Origin of the sequence: Sinorhizobium glycinis, from assembly GCF_001651865.1 — a bacterium.
Lineage (GTDB): Bacteria > Pseudomonadota > Alphaproteobacteria > Rhizobiales > Rhizobiaceae > Sinorhizobium > Sinorhizobium glycinis.
Map to the genome: position 1 here is coordinate 1,355,874 of NZ_LPUX01000053.1, position 23,167 is coordinate 1,379,040.

The following is a 23,167-nucleotide window of genomic DNA, read 5'->3' on the forward strand; positions in this document are numbered from 1 at the left end:
GTCGCGGCAGCGGGATGAGGGGCGCCACGCAGAGGCACGCTCAACCCGGCACTACAGCCAATTGCCAAAGCCCAAAGGCAATGAGCGCGACGCCTGCGGCACGCGACAGGAGCCGGCCGGCCGGCACCAGCTTCTCGGCAAGTACGAAGAGAGCGATCGCGGCGATCCACAGCACATTCATGATGCCGCCGACGAACAGCAGGCCCATCAGTGCCCAGCAGCAGCCGACGCAATAGAGACCGTGGCGGAAACCGAGCCTCATGGCACCACGCGGATCACTTCGGAAGCCGCCCTGCCTCTGCAGGAAGACGATCGGCGCCTGGCATTGCGACAGGCATGCGTCTTTCAGCGGCGTCCACTGGTATAGTCCGGCAACGATCAGCACGATGCCGCTGAAGATACGACTGGCGCTCGCCAGCGCCGGGGTCAGCAGCGTCCCTTCGATCAGCCATTGGCCGAGCGTGGCGACGAGCGCGAATCCGGTCCAGGCGATGAGATAGCCGCCGGTGAAGTAGCCCGACGACGCGAAGGGCTTGCCGTCGCGGAGGCTCTGCCGTCCGACACGCGCATAGAGAAGGATCATCGGCGACGCCGAAGGAAGCATCATGCCGACCATCATCACCACCCACATGGTCAGGGTGAAGGCAGCCTCGACGGCACCCCAGGGACGCGGCGAAATTCCCAGCAACGAATCGAGCGGATCGGTGCCCGGCCCGCCTCCCATGTCCATGTTCATATCCATGTCCATGTGCATGCCAGGCTCCATGGGCATGGCTCCGTCGGTGCCCGACCCGGGCATCGCCATGTCGGTCATGCCCATGCCGGCGACCAGCCAGAGGATGTAGATCCAGGCGACTGCCGCGAGAGTAGCGATCGCCGCAGCGACGATTGCCCGGTCGCGGCGCAACAGGGATTCGAGCGTGGTGTCGGTCATGATGTCAGTGCACCACGCCGCGCTCGGTCATATGGATCGTGGCGAAATGGGCGTGCGAGTCCGCCAGCGAGAGCGGCAGGACCCCGGTCGTGTCGGCCCAGCCGCGCCCCACCTCGCAGGTGTCGTATTCGAAGCCGTTCGGCAGGTTGAGGCGGGCGCGGTGCTGCTCTCCCGTCACCGGATTGAGGATCGGCTCGCCGCGCGCCTTCATCCATCCCGGTATGCTGACGCGCGCCGTCCGGCCCTCGATGTCGACCTCGAAGTCGATGAGTGCGAAGACCGGATCGTGGAACGTTTCGAAGGTTGTCGAGAACACCTGGAAGAAGGTCGCGCCGGGTTCGGTGTCCTGCCCGCTCATGATGCGCAGCAGCGCCTCGCGCTGCGCGGCCGAGGCGCGCTCGTCGACGATCGGCACGACTTCGCCCCTGCCCTCGTGGATGGCCCCCGGCCATGCGACGATCATCGCGCATCTCAGGCCATCGAGCCGGGTGTCGCCGTGATGGCCTTCCTCGATCTCGATCACCCCCACGGCGCTGCAATGGCCCTGCGTGGGCAGTGCATTGTACTGGCAGGGGCAACCATAGGCGCAGTTGCAATGAAGAAACTCACGGCCCTTGATCGTCCATTTGACGTTCGTCATCGTCACCTCCCCGGGATCTGACCGTTCAGCTATCTACCAGCTGACGAAAAATATACTCCCGAGAATGAGCGATGCCAACGGCACGACGCGGCGCCGGTCGAGCGAAGCTTGGGGCGAGGAGTAAAGAGTGCGCCGCATATCCCTTCGCCTCGCTCGCGGGAGGAGGCGCCGGCAGGCGGATGAGTGGCAAACCGCGATGCCCTTTCGCCTTGCCTTGGCCCGGCTTTCGTCCTACCTGACAGACACGTCGAATTCGGACCCGCAATGCCCCACAAGGTCTATCTCACCCGCCTGAAACTCAGCGATTTTCGCAACTATGCGGCGCTCTCGCTCGATCTCGACCAGCGCCATGTGGTGCTGACCGGCGAGAACGGCGCGGGCAAGACCAATCTGATGGAGGCGATCTCCTTTCTGTCGCCGGGCCGCGGCCTGCGGCGCGCCGCCTACGCGGAGGTCGTCCGCGTCGATGCGATGGATGGCTTCTCGGTCTTCGCGGCCGTCGAGGGGATGGAAGGGCCGGTGGAGATCGGCACGGGTACCGCGGGCGCCGAGGAAGGGCAATCGCGCCGCCTCAGGCTGAACGGCACGCCCGCCCGCACCGTTGACGAGCTCACCGACCATCTGCGCGTGCTGTGGCTGACCCCGGCGATGGACGGCCTCTTCACCGGCCCGTCCTCCGACCGGCGGCGGTTCCTCGACCGGCTGGTGCTCTCGCTCGATCCCGAGCACGGCCGGCGAGCCAGCGAATTCGACCGTGCCATGCGCAGCCGCAACCGGTTGCTCTCGGAATTCCGGCCGGATCCCGCCTGGCTGACCGCCATCGAGCGGGAAATGGCCGGCTTGGGCGTCTCGATGGCCCTTGCCCGCCTGGAGATGCTGGGGCTCCTGACGGCGCTCGTGGAGCGAAGCCAAGGGGATGGCACGTTCCCTTCGGCCAGCCTGTCGCTTGCCGGCTTTCTCGACGATTTCCACGGAACGCCGGCCTACGATCTGGAAGAGCGATATCTCCAGGCGCTGCAGGACGGGCGTGCTCGCGATGCCGCCGCGGGCCGGACGCTCGACGGTCCCCACCGCAGCGACCTGCTGATCCGCCACCGGGAGAAGGATATGGAGGCGGAACGCTGCTCGACCGGCGAGCAGAAGGCATTGCTCGTCGGCCTCGTTCTCGCCCATGCGCGCCTCGTCGGCGACATGACCGGGCACGCGCCGGTCCTGCTGCTCGACGAGATCGCCGCCCATCTCGACCAGGGACGGCGCGCGGCGCTCTTCGACCGCGTCGACGCGCTCGGTGGCCAGGCCTTCATGACCGGGACGGACCGGGCGATGTTCGAGGCGCTCGGCGAACGAGCGTGCTATCTGACCGTTGCAAACGGCCGCGTATCGGAGTGACATCCGCCCTGCTCCATGGCGTGCTCAAGGATGCGCCGGCAGGTAGCCCACGGAGACGGACATGACCACAACGGCCCTCGACTCATCGGAAATCGCCCGCTATGCGCGCCATATCGTGCTGCCGGAGATCGGCGGCGCGGGACAGCAGAAGCTGAAGGCGGCGCGCGTGCTGGTCATCGGCGCGGGCGGGCTCGGCGCCCCGGTGCTGCAATATCTTGCCGCGGCAGGCGTCGGCAGGCTCGGCATTGTCGATGACGACGTCGTCTCGCTGTCGAACCTGCAGCGCCAGGTCATTCACGCCACCGGCGATATCGGCCGGCCGAAGGTCGAAAGCGCGGCCGCCGCAATTGCCGACCTCAACCCGCATGTGGAGGTCATGCCGCATGCGCAGCGTCTCTCATCCGAAAACGCCGAGGAGATCTTTCAGCAATACGACCTCGTCGTCGACGGATCGGACAATTTCGAGACGCGTTATCTGGCGGCGGATGCGGCGGAGGCGGCACGGGTCCCTCTCGTCACCGGCGCCGTCGGGCGTTTCGACGGTTCCGTCACCGTGTTGAAGCCCTACGAAACGAACGCCGACGGCCAGCCCAATCCGTCCTATCGCGATCTCTTCCCGACGCCGCCGCCGCCGGGCGCCGTGCCGGCCTGTGCGGAAGCGGGCGTGGTCGGCGCCTTAACCGGCGTTATCGGCACGCTGCAGGCAATGGAAACGATCAAGCTTATCACCGGCATCGGCGAGCCGCTTATCGGACGGCTGCTGCTTTATGACGGCCTCGCCGCCGCCTTCAGCACGATCCGCTACCGGCGCGGCCGGGGTTGAGATTCGCCTCGAGCCCAGCTCCTGATAGCGATCGAAATGCGGAAAGCAGTGAGCCGATCGTCGCGGGATTTGCCCCTCGCCCTAACCCTCTCCCCGCAAGCGGGGAGAGGGGAGTGGGACGTCGCCGCGAGTCTCCTTCGCCCCGCCTGCGGGAAGAAGGTGCCGGCAGGCGGATGAGGTGCAAAAACCCTTTTTCAGTACGCGCTTCAATCCCGCCCCGGCAGCACGCGGTCCGGCGGGCGGTGGCCGTCGAAGAAGGTGCGGATGTTGATCACCACCTTCTCGCCCATGTCGATGCGGCCTTCGAGCGTCGCCGAGCTCATATGCGGCAAGAGCACGACCTTGCCTTCGCCGGCAAGCCTGATGAGCTTCGGATTGATGGCCGGTTCGTTCTCGAAGACGTCGAGGCCGGCTCCGGCGATCTTGCCCTCCCGCAGGCATTTGATCATTGCGGTTTCGTCGATCACGTCGCCGCGCGCGGTGTTGACGATGTAGCTGTCGGGGCGCATCAACGCCAGCCGCCTGGCCGAAAGCAGATGATAGGTGGCGGGCGTCGACGGGCAATTGACGGAAACTATGTCGACGCGGGCGAGCATCTGGTCGAGGCTGTCCCAATAGGTCGCCTCCAGCATCTCCTCGGTCTCGCGCTTGACGCGATGGCGGTTGTGATAATGGATCGAAAGGCCGAAGGCCTTGGCGCGGCGGGCGACGGCGGTGCCGATCCGCCCCATGCCGACGATGCCGATGCGCTTGCCGGCGATGCGCCGGCCGAGCATCCAGGTCGGCGACCACCCGGCCCACTCGCCTTTCCGGTCGGTCAGCACCTGCGCACCCTCGGCGAGCCGGCGCGGCACCGCAAGGATGAGCGCCATGGTCATGTCGGCGGTGTCTTCCGTCAGCACGTTCGGCGTGTTGGTGACGGTGATGCCCTTGCGGGCGGCGGTGTCGACGTCGATGTTGTCGACACCGTTCGAAAAGGCGGCGATGAGCTTCAACTGCGGCCCGGCCTGTTCGATCAAAGCGGCGTCGATCCGGTCCGTCACCGTCGGCACCAGCACATCGACCCTTTTCACCGCGGCAACCAGCTCCGGCTGGCTGCGCGGCGTGTCGTCGATGTTGAGCTCGGCGTCGAAGAGCTCGCGCATCCGGGTCTCGACGACATCCGGCAGTTTCCGGGTGATGTAGACGGTTGGCTTCTTCTTGCTTGTCATTCCTGTGAGCGGCCCTCGTTGACGGGTCGTTAACCAAGTTGGGTGATAGTTTCTCCCTGTAGCCGCAATTTCTACCAGACCCGGTGGGGAAGACAATTGAAAGTCGCTGTCCGGGTTGAGGATTCGCGGCACGCGTCCGGGCGGGCGCGTTCCAGCATGTTTCCTTGGATCGGATCCGGTCCGAGGATTAAAACACGCGGCAATTCAAAGTGCTACAGCGACCTTTGTGCATCTGCGATGGGCCAACGGCGCTGTGGAGACGCCGCAAGGCTTCGCTTACGATCGGAACATGGGCTTCGTCATGCGTCACATCATTTCCAAAGCCTCGCAATTGTTGTTGGCCGCCTTCCTCGGAACGGCCATCATGAATTCCGCCGCCTTTGGCCAGGCGGCCAAGGGCCCGAGTGGTCTGCCGCTCCCCCGCTTCGTCAGCCTCAAGTCCAAGAGCGTCAATCTGAGGATAGGGCCCAGCCTCGATTACGCGGTCGCCTTCCGCTATCTGAGATCCGGCGTTCCCGTCGAGATCATCCAGGAATACGACAACTGGCGCCGCATCCGAGACGCCGACGGAACGGAGGGCTGGGTCAACCAGGCGCTGCTCTCCGGCGATCGCACCGCCGTTGCTGCGCCGTGGATGCGCGGCAAGGGCGAAGAAATCTTCGTCAATCTGAGGCGCGACCCGCAAAGCACGGCGCCGATCGTCGCCCGCATGCAGCCGGGCGTGCTGCTGCATATCGGCGAGTGCAACGGCGACTGGTGCCATGCGGAGACACAAGGGGTCGAAGGCTGGATCGCCCAGGGCGAGATCTGGGGCGCTTACCCGGGCGAAGCGTTCAAGTAGAGCTCCGGCCGCGGGACGCCTTTGAGTTCTGCAATTCCCCCTCATCCGCCTGCCGGCACCTTCTCCCCGCAAGCGGGGCGAAGGAGAATCGCGACGCGACCTTCAGTCCCCTCTCCCCGCAGGCGGGGAGAGGGCTAGGGTGAGGGGCTTGCTTGCCACCGTAAGTAAGGACCCTAGACGAGAGCGGCCTGGCGGGCAGCGTCGGCGAGCGAGACCATCGGCCGCGGGCCGATCTGGCCGATGACGATGCCAGCCGCCATGTTGCCGAGCTTGCTGCAGTCTTCCAGCGAACGGCCGGCCGTATAGCCGTAGAGGAAGCCGGCCGCATAGAGGTCGCCCGCGCCGGTCGTATCGACCACCTGCTCGACCGCGCTCGCCCGGACGCGCACCCGTTCCTCGCCGCGCACGACGATCGAACCCTCTTCGCTGAGCGTCACGGCGGCGAGCTTGCAGTCCTTGGCGAGCGTCTCGAGCGCGAGTTCGAAATCCTCCGTCTCGTAAAGTGCCAGTGCCTCCTGCCTGTTGGCGAAAACGATGTCGACGGTGCCCGAGCGCATCAGGTCGAGAAACTCGTCCCGGTAGCGATGCACGCAGAAACTGTCCGAGAGCGTCATCGCCGTCTCGCGGCCATGGGCATGGGCGATTCGCGCCGCCTCGCGGATGGCGTCCTTGGCGCGCGGCGGATCCCAGAGATAGCCTTCGAAATAGGTGACCGTGGATTGGGCGACGACATCGGCCTCAACATCCTCCGGGCCGAGCTCGACGCAGGCGCCGAGATAGGTGTTCATCGAGCGCTCGCCATCCTCGGTGACGAAGATCATCGATCTCGCCGTCGGCGGCAGGCTCTCGAGCGGCGTGGTCTGGAAGTGGACGCCCTGGGCGCGGATGTCGTGCGTGAATATCTGGCCGAGCTGGTCGTTGGCGATCTTGCCGAAATAGGCCGCCCGCCCGCCGAGGCTCGCCACACCCGCGGCGGTGTTGCCGGCGCTCCCGCCGGAGGCTTCGACGGCCGGACCCATGCGCGAATAGAGAAGCTCCGCCCGCTCCGCATCGATGAGGTTCATCGCGCCCTTGATGATGCCGTTGTGCACGAGAAAGCTGTCATCGCAGCGCGCAATGATATCGACGATCGCATTGCCGATCGTCAGTACATCGAATTTCGTCATGAGCTCCGTCCGGTTTCCTGAATGGCCGGTGTTCGTTAATAGCGGTTTTCCGGCCATTTGGAAGTCACAACAGCGACGTTCGGGACGCATAAGGTCGCCGTAGCATCCTGCGCAACGCCGGCGATCACGCCGGCAGCACTCTTTCGTCATAGGCGTCGACGAATTCGGCGTTGGGCGGGATCGGTTTGATGACATCGATCATCACGCCGTTGGGATCGGCGGTGATGAAATGGCGCTGGCCGAAGTCTTCGTCACAAAGTGCCTTGAGAATCGGAAGCCCGGCATCTCGCATCTCGGCATAGAGCCCATCGGGATCTTCGACCTCGAAATTCAAGAGCACCCCCTGGACGGGAACCCGGTGCTGCTCCGGCACGGTCTCGTGACGGTAGTCGAGAACGGCAATCGTCACGTGCTCGTCTTCGGTCGATTGCAGATGCATGTACCAGTCGCTGGCGAAAAGCGCCTCGAAGCGAAAATGCTTCACGTAGAAGTCGGCGGTCGCCCGCACATCGGCCGTCATGATCACCGGATAGTAGCTCGTCGATTTCATGCTTTTCCTCCATCGATCATTAACATACAATCTGTTTGTATCTCAGTATAAACATACAGGCTGTATGTATGCAACAAGAGGAAAAGCCCCGACGCTCGAATCGCGAGCGCTCAGACACGACCCGCGCCGCCATCATCGACGCCGCGCGCGAACTCTTCGTCGCCAAAGGCTATGCGGACACGACAACGCCGGACATCGTCGCCGCGGCAGGGCTGACCCGCGGCGCCCTCTACCACCATTTCGAGGACAAGAAGGCGCTGTTTCGCGCCGTCGTCGAACGGGAGGCAGGAGAGGTCGCCGAAGCCATCGAACGCTCCGACGATGGGCAGGGCTCGCCGCGAGACGTGCTGCTCAAAGGCGCTTCGGCCTATTTCGATGCCGTGACAGCACCAGGGCGCGTGCGCCTGTTGCTGCTCGATGGCCCTGCTGTCCTTGGCGTGGCGGAGATGGCGGCCATCGACGCGGCGTATGGCGGGCAGACGTTGCAGGAGGGGCTCGCGGCAGCCATGCCGCCGGGGCACCTCGACGGAAATGGGCTTGCGGCGATGGCCGTGCTGCTATCGGCCGCCTTCGACCGGGCGGCGCTCGAAATCGACACCGGCGCGGCGCGAGAGGCCTATGTCAACGCCATCGGGCGGCTGATCGGCGGATTGATCGGCCGGTGAAGGTCGAACAGCCGTCAGCCGGCGACGGGGATGACCTGAGGCGGCAACTCGACGAGCGGCGCTGGGATGTCGCAACTCTTTTCGGGCGATTTGCAGATGTCGGCGATGATGCACCGCTCGCATTCCGGCCGGCGCGCCTTGCACACGTAGCGACCGTGCAGAATCAGCCAATGATGGGCGTGATAGAGATATTTCTCCGGGATGACCCGCATCAGATTGGCCTCGACCTCGTCGGGCGTTTTGCCGGGTGCCAGCCGGATGCGGTTGGCGATGCGGAAAAGATGCGTGTCGACGGCGATCGTCCGCTGGCCGAAGGCCATCTGCAGCACCACATTGGCGGTCTTGCGGCCGACGCCCGGCAGGACCATCAGTTCCTCGCGCGTCCTCGGCACCTCGCCGCCGAAGTCGGCAATCAGCTTTTCACTGAGCGCGATGACGTTCTTTGCCTTGTTGCGGTAAAGACCGATCGTCTTGATGTAGTCGCGAAGCTTCCCTTCGCCGAGAGCCAGCATCTTTTGCGGCGTGTCGGCGACCGCAAAAAGCGGACGCGTCGCCTTGTTGACGCCGGCATCGGTCGCCTGCGCCGACAGAGCCACCGCCACCAGCAGGGTGAAGGCGTTGACATGTTCGAGCTCGCCCTTCGGCTCCGGCCGCTGGACCGAGAAACGGCGAAAAATCTCCTCGACTTCCGCCTTGCTGTAGACACTGCGCTGCCGCGTTGTTCGGCGGGCGGCCGTTGCCGCTCTCGGTTTCGCGGATCCCGGCGACGATTTGAGCTTCACGTTTTTCATGCTGCATCTATAGTCATTGGTTATGATCGAAGGCAACGCCGAGACAAGCATCAACGACGAGCCGATCTTCGCGGCCGAACTGACGCCCTACCGTTCGCTCGGCTGGAGGGGGTTCAAGATCCTGCTGATGATCGCCGGCGCCATGAGCTTCTTGCATGTCCTGGTGTTCCTCGTCATCGGCGCCTGGCCGATCGTGTTTTTCTTCGGCTTCGATTTCGCGCTGCTCTTCGGGGCCTTCTGGTTCAACTACCATTCGGCGCGCGTCCGGGAGGAGGTCAGCGTCTCGCGGACCGACGTGTCGGTGAAGAAGTTCGCGCCGTCGGGCCGCATGACCGAACATCGCTTCAACCCGTTCTGGGCGCGCTTCAGCATCAAGCGCCACCAGGAGATCGGAATCGTCTCGATGAGGATCAGCGGCGGCGGCCGGCAGACGGATATCGGTTCGTTTCTCAACCGCGACGATCGCGAAACCTTCGCCCTCGCCTTCTCCCGCGCGCTCGCCACGGCCAGGGCGCGCTAGAGGGTCCTGCTTTCAGGAGGAATCACTGAAGGCAGAAAGATGCTCTGGATTCAAAGTTCTACTGCATGTCTTCTTAAATCGACCTCGATTTAAGGACAAAGACATGCAGCAGTTCAAAGTGCTACAGCGACCTTTGCGCGTCTGATAAGACGCGCGGCGCTGTAGAGCGTCCTTTGCGCGTTCAAGTGAAAGCGCGGCGCTCTAGTCAAGAATCGGGTGGTTATCCGGTCCCCCGCATGGTTTCCTGCGGCAATGACAGGAGATGATCCATGAACGTCGTGACAAGCATTCCCACTGACATCACCCCGGACGGTACCGATTACGACACGGTGAGGCATGTCATCGAGATGCTGACGGAGGACTACCGCGACCAGCCGTCGCTCGAAGCGATCGCCCGGCGGCTGCGCCAGTCGCCGACGCAGCTCCAGAAGGTCTTCACCCGCTGGGCCGGACTTTCGCCGAAGGCCTTCCTGCAGGCGGTCACGCTCGACCATGCCAAGCGGCTCCTTCGCCAGGGGGACATGCCGCTGCTCGAGACCAGCATCGAGGTCGGGCTCTCCGGCCCGGGGCGGCTGCACGACCTCTTCGTCACCCATGAGGCGATGTCGCCCGGCGAGTGGAAGGCGCGCGGCGCCGGCCTGACGATCCGCTACGGCTTTCACCCCTCCCCCTTCGGCACGGCGCTGGTGATGGTGACCGACCGCGGCCTCGCCGGCCTTGCCTTTGCCGATGCGGGCGAGGAGCGGGCGAGCTTCGAGGACATGGCCCGCCGCTGGCCGAATGCCACCTACGTCGAGGACAGCGCGGCAACGGCACGATACGCCGCACGCATCTTCAACCCGGAGCGCTGGTGCGCCGACGAGCCGCTCAACATCGTGCTGATCGGCTCGGATTTCCAGATCCGGGTCTGGCAGGCGCTTTTGAACATCCCGCTCGGCAAGGCGACGACCTATTCGAGGATCGCCGGCGAAATCGGCCAGCCCACCGCATCGCGCGCCGTCGGCGCGGCGGTCGGGCGCAACCCGATCTCCTTCGTCGTGCCCTGCCACCGGGCGCTCGGCAAGGGCGGCGAGCTCACCGGCTATCACTGGGGGCTGACGCGAAAGCGGGCGATTCTCGGCTGGGAAGCGGGGAAGGCGTGAGATCGTAAGCACTGCGCGGATTGGATTGCCCCTCATCCGCCTGCCGGCACCTTCTCCCCGCAGGCGGGGCGAAGGGACTTGCCGCGCCGCCTCGGTCCCCTCTCCCCGTCAGAACGGGGAGAGGGCTAGGGTGAGGGGCATCGCCGCTGAGGCATCCCTCAACGCAGCAAAAGATTAGTGCGCGGCCGACATGTCGCCGAGCACTTCCTTGGAAGCAACCGTCGAGTCCGCCTTCAGCTTGTAAACCATCGGAACGCCGGTCGCGAGGTTGAGGTTCAGCACCTGCTCCTTGGTCAAGCGGTCGAGCACCATGACCAGCGAGCGCAGCGAATTGCCGTGGGCGGCGACCAGCAGCTTCTCTCCGGCCAACACACGCGGCAGGATCTCGGTCAGGTAATAGGGCCAGACGCGCGCACCGGTATCGCGCAGGCTTTCGCCGCCGGGCGGCGGCACGTCATAGGAGCGGCGCCAGATGTGGACCTGCTCCTCGCCCCATTTGGCGCGCGCATCGTCCTTGTTGAGGCCGGAGAGATCGCCGTAGTCGCGCTCGTTGAGCGCCTGGTCGCGGATCGTTTCGAGCGAGGACTGGCCGACGGCGTCGAGCACCATCTGGCAGGTGCGCTGGGCGCGGACGAGATCGGAGGTAAAGGCGACGTCGAACTTGATGCCGTATTCGGCGAGCGCCTTGCCGCCCGCCTTCGCCTCCTCGACGCCGAGCTCGGTCAGGTCCGGGTCGCGCCAGCCGGTGAAAAGGTTCTTCAGGTTCCATTCGCTCTGGCCGTGACGGACGAGGACGAGGGTGCCGCTCATTTCGATTTCCTCTTTGAGAGATTGACGTGTCAGTTGAGCCCGAGAACATCGAGCATGGAATAGAAGCCGGGCTTCTGGCTGCGGCCCCAAAGGGCCGCCGCGACGGCGCCGCGCGCGAAGATCGAGCGATCCGTGGCGCTGTGCGAAAGCGTCACCGTTTCACCCTCGCCCGCAAGAATCACCGAGTGCTCGCCGACGACCGAGCCGCCGCGTAGCGTCGCGAAGCCGATCGTCCCTTGCGGCCGCGGGCCGGTATGGCCGTCGCGCACCTTGACGGCATGCTCCGCAAGACCGATGCGGCGTCCCTTCGCCGCCGCCTCGCCGAGCAGGAGCGCCGTGCCCGAGGGCGCATCGACCTTGTGCTTGTGGTGCATTTCGAGGATCTCGATGTCCCAATCGGCCGGCGATAATGCGCGCGCCGCCGTCTCCGTGAGCACGCCCAAAAGATTGACGCCGAGGCTCATATTGCCCGACTTTACGACACGGGCATGGCGCGCGGCGGCGCGGATCTTCGCCTCGTCGTCCGCCGAGCATCCGGTGGTGCCGATGACATGGACGATGCGCGCCTGGGCCGCGAGACCGGCGAACTCGACGGTTGCCGCCGGCGCGGTGAAGTCGAGCACTCCCTCCGCCTCGACGAAGGCTTCGAGCGGCTTGTCGGTGACGGGGATGCCGATCGGCCCGAGGCCGGCGAGCTCGCCCGCGTCCCGGCCGATAAAGGGCGAATTCGAGCGTTCGATCGCGGCATGCAGGCGGACGCCGGCCGTCGCGTGAACGATCCGGATCAGTGTCTGGCCCATTCGACCGGCCGCGCCGACCACCACGAGCTTCATGTCCGTTTCGCTCATCGCCAGATTTCCTCGCGTCTATAGGATTTTCGCTTCTTCGGGCAGGTCTGCGCTGCTGCCCTGCAGATTGTGGAGGCGAGCGTAGAGACCCTCCGGCCGCCGCGCAAGCTCCTCATGCGACCCCTCCTCGACCACCTTGCCGTCCTTCATCACGACGATCTTGTCGGCATTGACGACGGTCGAGAGGCGGTGGGCGATGACGATGACGGTGCGCCCGCTCATCGCCTGTTCGAGCGCCTTCTGCACGGCAGCCTCGGACTCGGTGTCGAGCGCCGAGGTCGCCTCGTCGAGAAGCAGGATCGGTGCATTGCGGACCAGCGCGCGGGCGATCGACAGGCGCTGCCGCTGTCCGCCGGAGAGTGTCACCCCATGCTCGCCGACGGGCGTGTCGTAGCCCTGCGGCTGCGCCAGGATGAAGTCGTGCGCATAGGCAAGCCTTGCGGCCTCCTCGACTTCCTGGTCCGTGGCGTCGGGGCGGCCGTAGCGAATATTGTCGCGTATCGAGCCTTCGAAGAGATAGGGCTGCTGCGAGACATAGGCGAGGCCGTTGCGCAGCGACTGCTTGGTAACGCCGGCGATGTTCTGGCCGTCAATCAGGATCTCGCCAGACTGCGGATCGTAGAAGCGCGGGATGAGGCTGATGATGGTCGACTTGCCGGCGCCGGAGGGGCCGACGAGCGCCGTCGTCTTGCCGCCCTCGGCGCGAAAGCTCACCCCCCTCAGGATCTCGTCGCCATTGGCATAGGAAAAGCGCACATCGCGCAGTTCGACCGTCGCCCCGCCGAGCTTGAGCTCGGTCGCATCGGGGCGATCGCGCTGATGCGGAATCGTATCGAGGATCTCGTAGATCATGCGGGCATTGACGGCGGCGCGCTCCATCGACACCTGCAGCCGCGCCAGGCGCCGCGCCGGATCATAGGCCATCAGCAGCGCCGTGACGAAGGCGAAGAAGGCCCCTGGCGGCACGTTGCCGTAGATCGTCCGGAAGGCGGCATAAGCAAGCACGCTGGAGATCGCGAGGCCCGCGAAGGTTTCCGTCATCGGTGCGGTGCGCTCGCTCAACCGCGCGATGCGGTTTGCGCGATTCTCGGCCCGATCGATGATCGTCTCGACCTTGCGGCGGAGCTCGTTCTCCATCGTGAAGGCCTTGATGATGGTGACGCCCTGGATGGTTTCCTGCATCGCCCCGAGGACCCGGCTGTTGACCTCGATGGCCTCGCGCGTCGCCAGACGCAGACGCCTTGATATGTAGCGCAGGCCGAGGAACAGCGGCGGTGCGACGAAGAAGACGATCAGCGAGAGCAGCCAGTCCTTGCTGAACATGACGCCGATCAGACCGATCAGGGTCAGGAAGTCCCGGGCGATCGACGTGACCGTCATGTTGAGTACGTCACGTATGCCGCTGACATTCTGGCTGATCTTCGCCGCAAGCTGCGCCGAGCGATGCTCGTGGAAATAGCCGACGCTGAGCGCCATGATATGCGAGTAGAGCCGGCGCTGGTAGCGCGCCACGATGTTGTTGCCGATCTTCGAGAGCGCCACGGCCTGCCCGTAGGTCGCAAGGCCCCGCAGCACGAAAGCCGCGAAAATGGCGGCGCAGATCACGAGGACGATATCCGCCCGCCGGTTGGCGAAGGCTTCGTTGACGACCGTTTCCATGATCCAGGCGGTGAAGCCGGTCGTTGCCGCCACAACGATCAGGCAGGAAATGGCGAAGGCATAACCCCGGATGTGGTCGCGACCGTTCTCGGCGATGACGCGCCGCAGGATTCCGGTGATCGTCTCGGAATCGATCGCGCGCTGTTTTCTGTTCGTGGCGTTCAAGAAGCCCGTTTTCCCTGGCCAGCTGTGGCATGCCGCACGTCGGCGCCACGTGTCGGGGGTCTATAGTGGTTTGAAGCTGCTTTGGCGAGTCTTTGCATCGGTCCGCCGCTCAGCTTCGCCAGCGCCGTCCCTCCATTGCAACACCGAAATCTCTCGGCGCGCGCGCGAAGGCGGCAAGCCCGGAAAGCGCCGCCATGGGATGGACGACCGCAAAAGTGGGAATCGTCCGCATCAGCGACGAATGCGGCGCCTTGTCCTCGAAGGCGGCTCGGAATTCCGGTTTCATCAGCGCCGGCAATATCTTCTGCGAAATGCCGCCGGCCAGGAAGACGCCGCCACGCGCCATGAAGATCAGCGCCATGTCGCCGGCAACGCGCCCGAGATAGGCGCAGAACAGCGATACGGTCTCGACTGCCGCCGGATCGTCACCGGAAAGCGCGCTGGTCGTCACCTCCGCCTGATCCTTGAGCGACGGCTCGAGACCATCGGCGGCACAGACGGCGCGGTAGAGATTCATGATGCCCCGGCCGCAGAGGATCTGTTCGCCTGCCATGCGGCCCTCGATCGGCTCGAGGAACGGCCATATCCGGAAATCGCGCTCGCTGCGCGGGCCGATATCGACATGGCCGCCTTCGCCCGGAACGGGAATCCAGGTGTCCTGGGCAAAGACCAGGCCGGCGACGCCGAGCCCGGTGCCCGGTCCGAGCACCACGCGGGAACTTCGCGGCCGGACGCTGCCTCCGCCGATCTGCACGACATCCTTTTCGGCCGGTGCGGCAATGGCGAGCGCCTGCGCCTCGAAGTCGTTGATGACCAGCACGTCTTCCAGCCCGAGCCGCGCCAGCATGTCCTTCGGCCGGATCACCCAGCCGGCGTTGGTCAGGGGGATCTCGTCGCTCTTGATCGGACCCGCCACCGCGAGGATCGCCGAACGCGGTCTTTCGGAAATCTTGTCGAGAATGCTCTTCTGCAGCGCCTCCTCGATCGTCTCGAAGTCGCCCGTCTTGACCGGCGGAAGCTGCAGGGGCTCGGCTGACCGGTCGGCGAGCAATGCGAAGCGGGCGTTCGTACCGCCGATATCTCCGATCAAGATCGGAAAGGAGAAGCTCTGGTCACTCGCAGTCAACATGGCAAGACCGTCCTCAATCGCGGCGTATAGTTCCGGGGATGTGTATCAGTTGCGCCTGAAGTCGATCAACTGCTCGGCGGTCGCACGATTGAGCGCCATCGGAATATCGTAGACGATCGCCAGACGCATCAGCGCCTTGACGTCGACGTCGTGCGGCATGGCGGTCAGCGGGTCGACGAAGAAGATGAGGCAATCGACGTCGCCCGTGGCGATCAATGCGCCGATCTGCTGGTCGCCGCCGAGCGGCCCGCTTTTCAGCCGCGTGACGTCGAGGCCTGGGCAGGCGTCGAGGACGCGGCCGCCGGTCGTGCCGGTTGCAACGATCTTCCAACCGGAAAGCGTCGCCTCGTGCGCCTTAGCAAAGGCGGCGAGGTCATCCTTCTTCTGATCATGGGCGATCAGGGCGAGACATTTGCGATCGGCCATGCGGCGTCCCCGGCTAGCTCACGAGGACCGGAGCGGAAAGCACGGCGCGTTCACATCCGGTCGGATTTAAATCGATTTGAACGCCTATACATGAGCGCCATGGAATTGGGAAGGCACCTAACGCGCCGTCCGCCTTTTGCACTTTGAACTGCAAGACTCCAACGATTCCCGAGGTGCAGAATAATTGCCAACGCTCCCTCCCCGTCATCCTCGGGCTTGACCCGGGGTCAAACCCGAGGATGACGGATGGAGGGGTGAGTTAAGGAACGACGCAGTGGGCGAGCCCGTGCGTTTTCCTGGGGACGGCTATTGCAGAGCGGGGCGCGGCAGCGGCACCGGAACGCTGGCGAGCGGCGCTTCCGCCGCAGCGCCGATGACCGACTCGATGCTCGTCGCCGCGGCGGGAATGGCGGCTGGAGCCCGGTACGCCGTGCCGTAGGTCGCCTGCTGCTCGGAGGCCGGCGCCGGGCCGTTCAGCACCAGTGCGCAGGCCTTCGGCAGATCGGCAAGCGTCGCAAACTTCGGCTTCGGCGGCTTCTCGCCGGGCTTCTTCTTCGGTTTCGCCCAGGGTTCGTCGGTAAACCACCAGGCGAGCGACTTGTCGCAGCCGTCGCCGGCGGGCACCGCGGCCTGGTCCTTGCATCCTTTGGAGCCGGCCGGGCACTTCATGCGAATATGGAAATGGTAGTCGTGGCCATAGATCGGCCGCACCTTGCCGAGGGCTGCGCGATCGCCTCTCCAGCTGTCGCAGAGCTTCTTCTTGATGGCCGGATTGACGAAGACGCGCTCGACCTCCGGGTAGCTCGCCGCCAGCATGATCAGCCGCGCGTGGGATGGCGTCCAGACCGAGCGGTCGATCGTCAGGAACCTGCTCTTGTCGAGCATCGAGGTCGCGGAAATCGACTCGCGCTCCTGATAGCTGAGCGTCTTCTGCGGCATCGGCGTCAGCCAGACGTCGGCATCGAGACCGATCTGGTGAGAGGCATGGCCGGAGAGCATCGGGCCGCCGCGCGGCTGCGAGATGTCGCCGAGGAGCAGGCCCGGCCAGCCGATCCTCTCGGCCGCGTCGTGGGAGAAGCGCTCGATCAGCGCGATCATCTCGGGATGCCCCCAGCGGCGGTTGCGCGACAGGCGCATCGCCTGCCAGGTCGGACCGTCGGTCGGGATGGCGATGCCGCCGGCGAGACATCCCTTGGAATAGAACCCGTAGGACGTCGGCGCCGCTGCAGTCGGCAAGGCCCTGGCGCCGAAGAGCTCCTTGGCGGGCGTGCCGTCCGCCGACGCGGCATCGGTCGAAAAGAGGCCCGCGCTCACGATCAATGCGAGCAGCCCGGAGCCTGAGCGTCGAAGCGCGGCGCGCATACCAAATCCCATTCCATTCCCCATCGGCGGCGACCCGAAACATGCGGGGTTCACCCCGCTCATTTATCCTGATTCGCCGCAGTTGCATCAGCCTTGCGATTCGCCCGGATGTGACTCAAAAATTTCGCCTGATTTTGGGCAGGTCCTGTCATTTGCCGCGATTTGGCCTATTCTGCTTATAAGGATCACCGAAAACAAAGGAGAAACGGCGGGATGCTGGATTTTAGCGGTATTGGACGAACGACGCTGGCGACCGCTTTTCTGGCAATGTCCCTCATCCTGGCGCCGTTGGCGGAGGCGCAAGAACAACCGGTCTGGCGCCACGGACTCTCCCTCATCGGCGAACTCAAATATCCGCCCGGCTTCAAGCATTTCGACTATGCAAACCCTGATGCCCCGAAGGGCGGCGACCTCAGGCTTTCACAGACGGGGACCTTCGACACTTTCAATCCGCTCCTCGTCGCCAAAGGCGAACTGGCCGTCGGGTTGGCGCTCGTCTTCGACACGCTGATGAAGCGCGCCGACGACGAGATTTCGACCGCCTATGGGCTGCTGGCGGAGAGCGTTTCCTATCCTGACGACATCTCGTCGGCGACCTTCCGCCTGCGACCGGAGGCGAAATGGGCGGATGGCAAGCCCGTGACACCCGAGGACGTCGTTTTCAGCTTCGAGAAGGCGAAGGAACTGAACCCGCTCTATCAAAGCTATTACGGGCATGTCGTGAAGGCCGAGAAGACCGGCGATCGCGACGTCACCTTCCAGTTCGACGAGAAAAACAATCGCGAGCTGCCCCATATCCTCGGGGAAATCCTGATCGTCCCGAAGCATTGGTGGGAAGGCGCCGGGCCGGACGGCAAGCCGCGCGACATCACCCGCACGACTCTTGAACCGGTCATGGGATCGGGCCCGTACCGCATCGCCTCCTTCTCCCCCGGCGGCACGATCCGCTACGAGCGGCGCGACGACTATTGGGGCGCCTCGCTCAACGTCAATGTCGGGCAGAACAACTTCAACTCGATCACCTATTCCTTCTTCGGTGATCGCGACGTCGAATTCGAGGCCTTCCGCTCCGGCAACATCGATTTCTGGACCGAGAACCAGGCAATGCGCTGGGCGACCGGGTTCGATTTTCCCGCGGTGAAAGAAGGGCGTGTCAAGCGCGAGGAAATCCCCAACCCCTTCCGGGCGACCGGCGTGATGCAGGCGATGGTTGCCAACATGCGCCGCAAGCCCTTCGACGACGAGCGCGTCCGCCAGGCGCTGAACTATGCGCTCGATTTCGAGGAACTGAACCGGACCATTTTCTTCAATCAGTATCAGCGCGTGAACAGCTTCTTCTTCGGCACCGAGCTCGCCTCCTCGGGCCTGCCGCAAGGCGAGGAATTGAAGATCCTGAACGAGGTCAAAGCCCTGGTGCCGCCGGAAGTCTTCACGACCCCTTACACCAACCCGGTCGGCGGAACGCCGGAAAAGGCGCGCGACAATCTCCGCAAGGCGATCGCGCTTCTCAAGGAAGCCGGCTTCGAACTCAAGGGCAACCGCATGGTCAACAAGGCGACTGGCAAGCCCTTCGCCTTCGAAATTCTGATAAACAGCCCAGCGCTCGAGCGGGTCGCGCTTCCCTACACACAGAACCTCAAGAGAATAGGCATCGAAGCAAGCGTGCGCATGGTCGATCCGTCGCAATATACCAACCGGGAGCGTGCCTTCGATTACGACATGACCTGGGAAGTCTGGGGCCAGACCTTGAGCCCGGGAAACGAGCAGGCAGACTATTGGGGATCGAAGGCCGCATCCCGCGAGGGTTCGAGGAACTACGCCGGGATCGCCGATCCGGGTGTCGACAAGCTGATCGAACGCGTGATCTTCGCCAAGGATCGAGACACCCTCGTCGCCGCCACCAGGGCGCTCGACCGCGTCCTGCTCGCCCACAATTACGTCATCCCGCTCTACTACAAGCTCAAGGCCAATGTCGCCTATTGGGACAAGTTCGGCCGGCCGGCGGAACTGCCGAAATACGCAATCGGCTTTCCCGACGTGTGGTGGTTCAAGAGTGCCGCCAGCCAATGAAGACTTGCGCTTGAGCCCGCTCTCGATTCCAAATGCAGGAAGCGAATCAGTGAAATATGGATCGACCGCCGGCATCGGACGGGGCCCAAGGAGTATGGGATTGAGACGAAATAGACGGCAAGCCAGCGCCCGGGTAACCGGTGGCGCCACAATGCCGAGGTTCGCCTGATGGGTGCCTATATCCTGCGCCGGCTGCTCTTGATGATCCCGACGATCATCGGGATCATGGCCATTTCCTTCGCTGTCATCCAATTCGCGCCGGGCGGGCCGGTGGAACAGGTGATCGCCGACCTGACGAATGCAGCCGGCTCCGACAGGCTCTCCGGCACTGGCGGCGATCTCGTGCCGGGCGGCGGCGAGGGCGGAAGCTATCGCGGCGCGCAGGGTCTCGATCCGGAATTCATCGCCAAGCTCGAGAAGCAGTTCGGCTTCGACAAGCCGCCGCTCGAGCGCTTTCTCGGCATGATGTGGAACTATGCCCGCTTCGATTTCGGCGAGAGTTTTTTCCGCAACACCTCGGTCGTCGACCTCATCATCGAGAAGATGCCGGTGTCGATCTCGCTCGGGGTCTGGATCCTGATCTTCTCCTACGCCATCTCGATCCCGCTCGGCATCCGGAAGGCGGTGTCAGACGGCTCGACCTTCGATGTCTGGACCTCCGGAGTCATCATCGTCGGCTATGCGGTGCCGAGCTTCCTCTTCGCTATCCTCTTGATCGTGATCTTCGCCGGCGGGTCGTTCTTCGACTGGTTCCCCTTGCGCGGTCTCGTCTCGGATAATTTCCACGCGCTTCCCTGGTACCAGAAGATCCTCGACTATTTCTGGCACATGACGCTGCCGCTGATCACGCTGCTGCTCTCGGCCTTCGCGACGACGACGCTGCTCACCAAGAATTCCTTCATCGACGAGATCAAGAAGCAATATGTGACGACGGCGCGCGCCAAGGGGCTGACCGAGCGGAAAGTGCTGTACGGCCATGTCTTCCGCAACGCCATGCTGATCATCATCGCCGGCTTCCCCGGCGCTTTCATCTCCGCCTTCTTCACCGGGTCGCTGCTCATCGAATATATCTTCTCCCTCGATGGTCTCGGCCGGCTCGGCTATGACGCGGTGGTCAAGCGCGACTATCCGATCGTCTTCGCCACCCTCTACATCTTCTCGCTGATGGGCCTTTTCGTCAGCCTCATCTCCGACCTGATCTACACCTGGGTCGACCCCCGGATCGATTTCGAGCGGAGGGACGTCTGATGAGCACAGTCGCAACCTACGCAGCGGCCCCGGAAAACGGCTGGCTGACGCCGATCGGCCGGCGGCGCTGGCAGAACTTCAAGGCGAACCGGCGCGGCTACTGGTCGTTCTGGATCTTCCTCGTGCTCTTCGGCCTCAGCCTCTGTGCCGAGCTGATCGCCAACGACAAGCCGATCGTCGCCTCCTACAAGGGCGAGATCCTGTTCCCGGTGCTGGTGAACTACCCGGAGGAGAAGTTCGGCGGCTTCCTCGCCGAAACCGACTTCCGCTCCGACTTCATCCGCGACGAGATCGAGGCGAACGGCTGGATGGTCTGGCCGCCGATCCGCTATTCCTACCAGACGGTCAATTCGAACATCCCGCATTCGGCGCCGACCGCTCCATTCTGGCTGATGAGCGAGGAGGAGCGCTGCTCCGCCTATCCGCAAGGCGCCGCCGATCCGAACTGCACGCTCGGCAACCTGAACTGGCTCGGCACAGACGACCAGGCGCGCGACGTGATGGCACGGATGATCTACGGTTTCCGCATCTCGGTGCTGTTCGGCCTGGCGCTCACCATAGCCTCGGCGGTGATCGGCGTTTCGGCCGGGGCGGTGCAGGGCTATTTCGGCGGCTGGACCGACCTGCTTCTTCAGCGCTTCATTGAAATCTGGTCGTCGATGCCGGTGCTCTACATCCTGCTGATCATCGCCGCCATCCTGCCGCCCGGCTTCTTCATCCTGCTCGGCATCATGCTGCTCTTCTCCTGGGTCGGCTTTGTCGGCGTCGTCCGGGCCGAATTCCTCAGGGCGCGCAATTTCGAATACGTCAACGCGGCGCGCGCGCTCGGCGTCGGTAACGGCACGATCATGCACCGCCACCTCCTGCCGAACGCCATGGTGGCGACGCTGACCTTCCTGCCCTTCATCCTGTCCGGCTCGATCACGACGCTCACATCCCTCGATTTCCTCGGCTTCGGCATGCCGCCCGGCTCGCCCTCGCTCGGCGAGATGATCGCCCAGGGAAAATCGAACCTCCAGGCGCCGTGGCTCGGCCTCACCGCCTTTTGGGCGATGTCGGTCATGCTGTCGCTCTTGATCTTCGTCGGCGAAGCGACGCGCGACGCCTTCGACCCGAGAAAGACGTTCCGGTGAGCGCGACGATGACAGATACTCTCCTCTCCGTGCGCGATCTTTCCGTCGCTTTCCATCAGGGCGGCGACACGTCAACCGCCGTCGACCGCATCTCCTTTGACATCAAGCGCGGTGAAACCGTGGCGCTCGTCGGCGAGTCCGGCTCGGGCAAATCGGTCTCGGCGAACTCGATCCTGAAGCTCCTGCCCTACCCGGCTGCGAGCCACCCGAGCGGCGAGATCCTCTTCAACGGCAAGGATCTCCTGAAAGCGAGCGATGCCGAGCTGCGCCATGTGCGCGGCAACGACATCACGATGATCTTCCAGGAGCCGATGACGTCGCTCAATCCGCTGCACACGATCGAGCAGCAGATCGGCGAAATCCTCGAACTCCACCAGGACCTCAAGGGGCCGGCAGCGCGCGCCAGGACGCTGGAGCTCCTCAACCAGGTCGGCATCCGCGAGGCGGAGAAGCGGCTCGGCGCCTATCCGCACCAGCTCTCCGGCGGCCAGCGCCAGCGCGTGATGATCGCCATGGCGCTTGCCAACCGGCCGGAGCTGCTGATCGCCGACGAGCCGACGACGGCGCTCGACGTCACCGTGCAGGCGCAGATCCTCGAGCTCCTGAAGTCGCTCAAGGATGAGCACGGCATGTCCATGCTGTTCATCACCCACGACCTCGGCATCGTCCGCAAGATCGCCGACCGGGTCTGCGTGATGACCAAGGGCAAGATCGTCGAGACCGGCCCGACCGCCGAGATCTTCGCCAATCCGCAGCATGCCTATACGCGGCACCTGCTCGCCTCCGAGCCGAAGGGCGAGCCGCCGCCTTCCGATCAGTCGAAGCCGATCGTTATCGAAGGCAAGGACGTCAAGGTCTGGTTCCCGATCAAGGCCGGCTTCCTGCGCCGCGTCGTCGACCATGTGAAGGCGGTCGACGGCATCGACCTGACGCTGCGCGCCGGGCAGACGCTCGGCGTCGTCGGCGAATCCGGTTCGGGCAAGACGACGCTCGGCCTGGCGCTGACACGGCTGATCTCGTCGAAGGGACGGATCGCCTTTGTCGGCCAGAATATCGACGCCTATAGTTTCCGTGAAATGCGGCCGCTCAGAAACCGGATGCAGGTGGTCTTCCAGGACCCGTACGGGTCACTCAGCCCGCGCATGTCCGTCGCCGACATCGTCGGCGAGGGGCTGAAAATCCATGAGAGGGCGCTCTCCGACGACGAGCGCGACCGGCGCGTCGCCGCAGCGCTGCAGGAGGTCGGGCTCGACCCGGCCACCCGCTGGCGCTATCCGCACGAATTCTCCGGCGGCCAGCGGCAGCGCATCGCGATCGCCCGCGCCATGGTGTTGAAGCCGCAATTCGTCATGCTCGACGAGCCGACCTCGGCCCTCGACATGAGCGTGCAGGCGCAGGTGGTCGATCTCTTGCGCGACCTGCAGCGCAAGCACAATCTCGCTTATCTGTTCATCAGTCATGACTTGAAGGTCGTCAGGGCGCTTGCCAATGAGGTAATCGTCATGCGCCTCGGCAAGGTTGTCGAACAGGGACCGGCCGAGCGCATTTTCGAAGCGCCGGCCGAGGACTATACCAAGGCGCTGATGGCCGCCGCCTTCAATCTCGAGGCCGTCAACCTTTCCGCCATCCGTCAGTAGAGCGTCCG

General features: G+C 64.3%; 22 protein-coding genes. 10 read left to right on the top strand and 12 right to left on the bottom strand.

Annotation, left to right across the window (positions count from 1 at the left end; all coding sequences use genetic code 11):
• Window positions 1-40: 40 nt before the first annotated feature.
• Both AU381_RS11175 and AU381_RS11180 read right to left on the bottom strand, forming a co-directional pair.
• The gene (locus tag AU381_RS11175; RefSeq protein ID WP_162273418.1) at window positions 41-937 is read right to left on the bottom strand and encodes a DUF2182 domain-containing protein; all 897 of its coding nucleotides are present in this window, start codon (window positions 935-937) and stop codon (window positions 41-43) included.
• Between the two features lies 1 nt (window position 938).
• Window positions 939-1,574, bottom strand: coding sequence for a DUF1326 domain-containing protein (locus AU381_RS11180; protein ID WP_064241763.1), 636 nt, complete (start codon window positions 1,572-1,574; stop codon window positions 939-941).
• A gap of 264 nt (window positions 1,575-1,838) precedes the next feature.
• On the opposite strand from AU381_RS11180, the gene recF reads away from it, so the two are divergent.
• The gene (gene recF / locus AU381_RS11185; protein WP_064241764.1) at window positions 1,839-2,963 is read left to right on the top strand and encodes a DNA replication/repair protein RecF; all 1,125 of its coding nucleotides are present in this window, start codon (window positions 1,839-1,841) and stop codon (window positions 2,961-2,963) included.
• A gap of 61 nt (window positions 2,964-3,024) precedes the next feature.
• A complete protein-coding gene (locus AU381_RS11190) occupies window positions 3,025-3,786 on the top strand; it encodes a molybdopterin-synthase adenylyltransferase MoeB (RefSeq protein WP_064241765.1) in 762 nt (253 codons plus the stop codon).
• A 206-nt stretch (window positions 3,787-3,992) separates the two neighbouring features.
• Here AU381_RS11190 and AU381_RS11195 read toward each other — a convergent pair whose 3' ends face one another.
• Entirely contained in the window at window positions 3,993-4,997 is a 1,005-nt protein-coding gene (locus tag AU381_RS11195; RefSeq protein ID WP_064241766.1) for a 2-hydroxyacid dehydrogenase, read from the bottom strand.
• A gap of 289 nt (window positions 4,998-5,286) precedes the next feature.
• Between AU381_RS11195 and AU381_RS11200 the strand changes: the two genes are divergently transcribed.
• The gene (locus AU381_RS11200) at window positions 5,287-5,838 is read left to right on the top strand and encodes an SH3 domain-containing protein (protein WP_064241767.1); all 552 of its coding nucleotides are present in this window, start codon (window positions 5,287-5,289) and stop codon (window positions 5,836-5,838) included.
• A gap of 173 nt (window positions 5,839-6,011) precedes the next feature.
• Here AU381_RS11200 and AU381_RS11205 read toward each other — a convergent pair whose 3' ends face one another.
• Together AU381_RS11205 and AU381_RS11210 are read right to left on the bottom strand one after the other, a co-directional pair.
• Complete coding sequence (locus AU381_RS11205) at window positions 6,012-7,004, bottom strand: adenosine kinase (protein ID WP_064241768.1); 993 nt, start codon at window positions 7,002-7,004, stop codon at window positions 6,012-6,014.
• Between the two features lie 124 nt (window positions 7,005-7,128).
• Window positions 7,129-7,554, bottom strand: a complete 426-nt coding sequence (locus AU381_RS11210; RefSeq protein WP_064241769.1) for a VOC family protein — start codon at window positions 7,552-7,554, stop codon at window positions 7,129-7,131.
• A 68-nt stretch (window positions 7,555-7,622) separates the two neighbouring features.
• On the opposite strand from AU381_RS11210, the gene AU381_RS11215 reads away from it, so the two are divergent.
• On the top strand, window positions 7,623-8,219 hold the full coding sequence (locus tag AU381_RS11215; RefSeq protein WP_064241770.1) for a TetR/AcrR family transcriptional regulator: 597 nt from the start codon (window positions 7,623-7,625) through the stop codon (window positions 8,217-8,219).
• A gap of 14 nt (window positions 8,220-8,233) precedes the next feature.
• Here AU381_RS11215 and nth read toward each other — a convergent pair whose 3' ends face one another.
• On the bottom strand, window positions 8,234-9,010 hold the full coding sequence (nth, locus tag AU381_RS11220) for an endonuclease III (RefSeq protein ID WP_064241771.1): 777 nt from the start codon (window positions 9,008-9,010) through the stop codon (window positions 8,234-8,236).
• A 22-nt stretch (window positions 9,011-9,032) separates the two neighbouring features.
• On the opposite strand from nth, the gene AU381_RS11225 reads away from it, so the two are divergent.
• Window positions 9,033-9,530, top strand: a complete 498-nt coding sequence (locus AU381_RS11225) for a DUF2244 domain-containing protein (protein ID WP_064241772.1) — start codon at window positions 9,033-9,035, stop codon at window positions 9,528-9,530.
• 269 nt (window positions 9,531-9,799) lie between these two features.
• Window positions 9,800-10,672 carry a methylated-DNA--[protein]-cysteine S-methyltransferase gene (locus AU381_RS11230; protein WP_064241773.1) on the top strand — a complete coding sequence of 291 codons (873 nt, stop codon included), beginning with the start codon at window positions 9,800-9,802 and terminating at the stop codon, window positions 10,670-10,672.
• Between the two features lie 174 nt (window positions 10,673-10,846).
• Here the strand turns inward: AU381_RS11230 and AU381_RS11235 are convergent, their stop codons facing one another.
• From AU381_RS11235 to mepA, 6 genes are all read right to left on the bottom strand, one after another.
• A complete protein-coding gene (locus AU381_RS11235) occupies window positions 10,847-11,482 on the bottom strand; it encodes a 2,3-bisphosphoglycerate-dependent phosphoglycerate mutase (RefSeq protein WP_064241774.1) in 636 nt (211 codons plus the stop codon).
• Window positions 11,483-11,511: 29 nt separating this feature from the next.
• Window positions 11,512-12,330: a 4-hydroxy-tetrahydrodipicolinate reductase gene (gene dapB, locus AU381_RS11240; protein ID WP_064241775.1), complete on the bottom strand. Its 819-nt coding sequence runs from the start codon at window positions 12,328-12,330 to the stop codon at window positions 11,512-11,514.
• Window positions 12,331-12,348: 18 nt separating this feature from the next.
• The gene (locus AU381_RS11245) at window positions 12,349-14,154 is read right to left on the bottom strand and encodes an ABC transporter ATP-binding protein (protein WP_064241776.1); all 1,806 of its coding nucleotides are present in this window, start codon (window positions 14,152-14,154) and stop codon (window positions 12,349-12,351) included.
• 109 nt (window positions 14,155-14,263) lie between these two features.
• Window positions 14,264-15,283 carry a glucokinase gene (locus AU381_RS11250; RefSeq protein WP_064241777.1) on the bottom strand — a complete coding sequence of 340 codons (1,020 nt, stop codon included), beginning with the start codon at window positions 15,281-15,283 and terminating at the stop codon, window positions 14,264-14,266.
• 45 nt (window positions 15,284-15,328) lie between these two features.
• Window positions 15,329-15,709, bottom strand: a complete 381-nt coding sequence (locus tag AU381_RS11255) for a methylglyoxal synthase (RefSeq protein ID WP_014330524.1) — start codon at window positions 15,707-15,709, stop codon at window positions 15,329-15,331.
• A 306-nt stretch (window positions 15,710-16,015) separates the two neighbouring features.
• Window positions 16,016-17,083 carry a penicillin-insensitive murein endopeptidase gene (gene mepA / locus AU381_RS11260; protein ID WP_064241778.1) on the bottom strand — a complete coding sequence of 356 codons (1,068 nt, stop codon included), beginning with the start codon at window positions 17,081-17,083 and terminating at the stop codon, window positions 16,016-16,018.
• 201 nt (window positions 17,084-17,284) lie between these two features.
• Here mepA and AU381_RS11265 point away from each other — a divergent pair, with 201 nt between their 5' ends.
• The 4 genes from AU381_RS11265 to AU381_RS11280 all read left to right on the top strand — a co-directional run bounded on the left by AU381_RS11265 (window position 17,285) and on the right by AU381_RS11280 (window position 23,159).
• On the top strand, window positions 17,285-19,141 hold the full coding sequence (locus AU381_RS11265; protein WP_082909802.1) for an extracellular solute-binding protein: 1,857 nt from the start codon (window positions 17,285-17,287) through the stop codon (window positions 19,139-19,141).
• A 168-nt stretch (window positions 19,142-19,309) separates the two neighbouring features.
• A complete protein-coding gene (locus AU381_RS11270) occupies window positions 19,310-20,389 on the top strand; it encodes a microcin C ABC transporter permease YejB (protein WP_064241779.1) in 1,080 nt (359 codons plus the stop codon).
• Window positions 20,389-21,522, top strand: a complete 1,134-nt coding sequence (locus AU381_RS11275) for an ABC transporter permease (RefSeq protein WP_064241780.1) — start codon at window positions 20,389-20,391, stop codon at window positions 21,520-21,522. Before AU381_RS11270 ends, AU381_RS11275 begins: the two co-directional genes overlap by 1 nt.
• Window positions 21,523-21,530: 8 nt before the next feature.
• Window positions 21,531-23,159: an ABC transporter ATP-binding protein gene (locus AU381_RS11280; RefSeq protein ID WP_064241914.1), complete on the top strand. Its 1,629-nt coding sequence runs from the start codon at window positions 21,531-21,533 to the stop codon at window positions 23,157-23,159.
• Window positions 23,160-23,167 lie beyond the last annotated feature (8 nt).

Bases quoted from the DNA above. Each gene is read 5' to 3' on its own strand.
- AU381_RS11180 (WP_064241763.1), bottom strand. From the start codon at position 1,574: ATGACGAACGTCAAATGGACGATCAAGGGCCGTGAGTTTCTTCATTGC.
- recF (WP_064241764.1), top strand. From the start codon at position 1,839: ATGCCCCACAAGGTCTATCTCACCCGCCTGAAACTCAGCGATTTTCGC.
- AU381_RS11190 (WP_064241765.1), top strand. From the start codon at position 3,025: ATGACCACAACGGCCCTCGACTCATCGGAAATCGCCCGCTATGCGCGC.
- AU381_RS11195 (WP_064241766.1), bottom strand. From the start codon at position 4,997: ATGACAAGCAAGAAGAAGCCAACCGTCTACATCACCCGGAAACTGCCG.
- AU381_RS11200 (WP_064241767.1), top strand. From the start codon at position 5,287: ATGGGCTTCGTCATGCGTCACATCATTTCCAAAGCCTCGCAATTGTTG.
- AU381_RS11205 (WP_064241768.1), bottom strand. From the start codon at position 7,004: ATGACGAAATTCGATGTACTGACGATCGGCAATGCGATCGTCGATATC.
- AU381_RS11210 (WP_064241769.1), bottom strand. From the start codon at position 7,554: ATGAAATCGACGAGCTACTATCCGGTGATCATGACGGCCGATGTGCGG.
- AU381_RS11215 (WP_064241770.1), top strand. From the start codon at position 7,623: ATGCAACAAGAGGAAAAGCCCCGACGCTCGAATCGCGAGCGCTCAGAC.
- nth (WP_064241771.1), bottom strand. From the start codon at position 9,010: ATGAAAAACGTGAAGCTCAAATCGTCGCCGGGATCCGCGAAACCGAGA.
- AU381_RS11225 (WP_064241772.1), top strand. From the start codon at position 9,033: ATGATCGAAGGCAACGCCGAGACAAGCATCAACGACGAGCCGATCTTC.
- AU381_RS11230 (WP_064241773.1), top strand. From the start codon at position 9,800: ATGAACGTCGTGACAAGCATTCCCACTGACATCACCCCGGACGGTACC.
- AU381_RS11235 (WP_064241774.1), bottom strand. From the start codon at position 11,482: ATGAGCGGCACCCTCGTCCTCGTCCGTCACGGCCAGAGCGAATGGAAC.
- dapB (WP_064241775.1), bottom strand. From the start codon at position 12,330: ATGAGCGAAACGGACATGAAGCTCGTGGTGGTCGGCGCGGCCGGTCGA.
- AU381_RS11250 (WP_064241777.1), bottom strand. From the start codon at position 15,283: ATGTTGACTGCGAGTGACCAGAGCTTCTCCTTTCCGATCTTGATCGGA.
- AU381_RS11255 (WP_014330524.1), bottom strand. From the start codon at position 15,709: ATGGCCGATCGCAAATGTCTCGCCCTGATCGCCCATGATCAGAAGAAG.
- mepA (WP_064241778.1), bottom strand. From the start codon at position 17,083: ATGGGATTTGGTATGCGCGCCGCGCTTCGACGCTCAGGCTCCGGGCTG.
- AU381_RS11265 (WP_082909802.1), top strand. From the start codon at position 17,285: ATGCTGGATTTTAGCGGTATTGGACGAACGACGCTGGCGACCGCTTTT.
- AU381_RS11270 (WP_064241779.1), top strand. From the start codon at position 19,310: ATGGGTGCCTATATCCTGCGCCGGCTGCTCTTGATGATCCCGACGATC.
- AU381_RS11275 (WP_064241780.1), top strand. From the start codon at position 20,389: ATGAGCACAGTCGCAACCTACGCAGCGGCCCCGGAAAACGGCTGGCTG.
- AU381_RS11280 (WP_064241914.1), top strand. From the start codon at position 21,531: ATGACAGATACTCTCCTCTCCGTGCGCGATCTTTCCGTCGCTTTCCAT.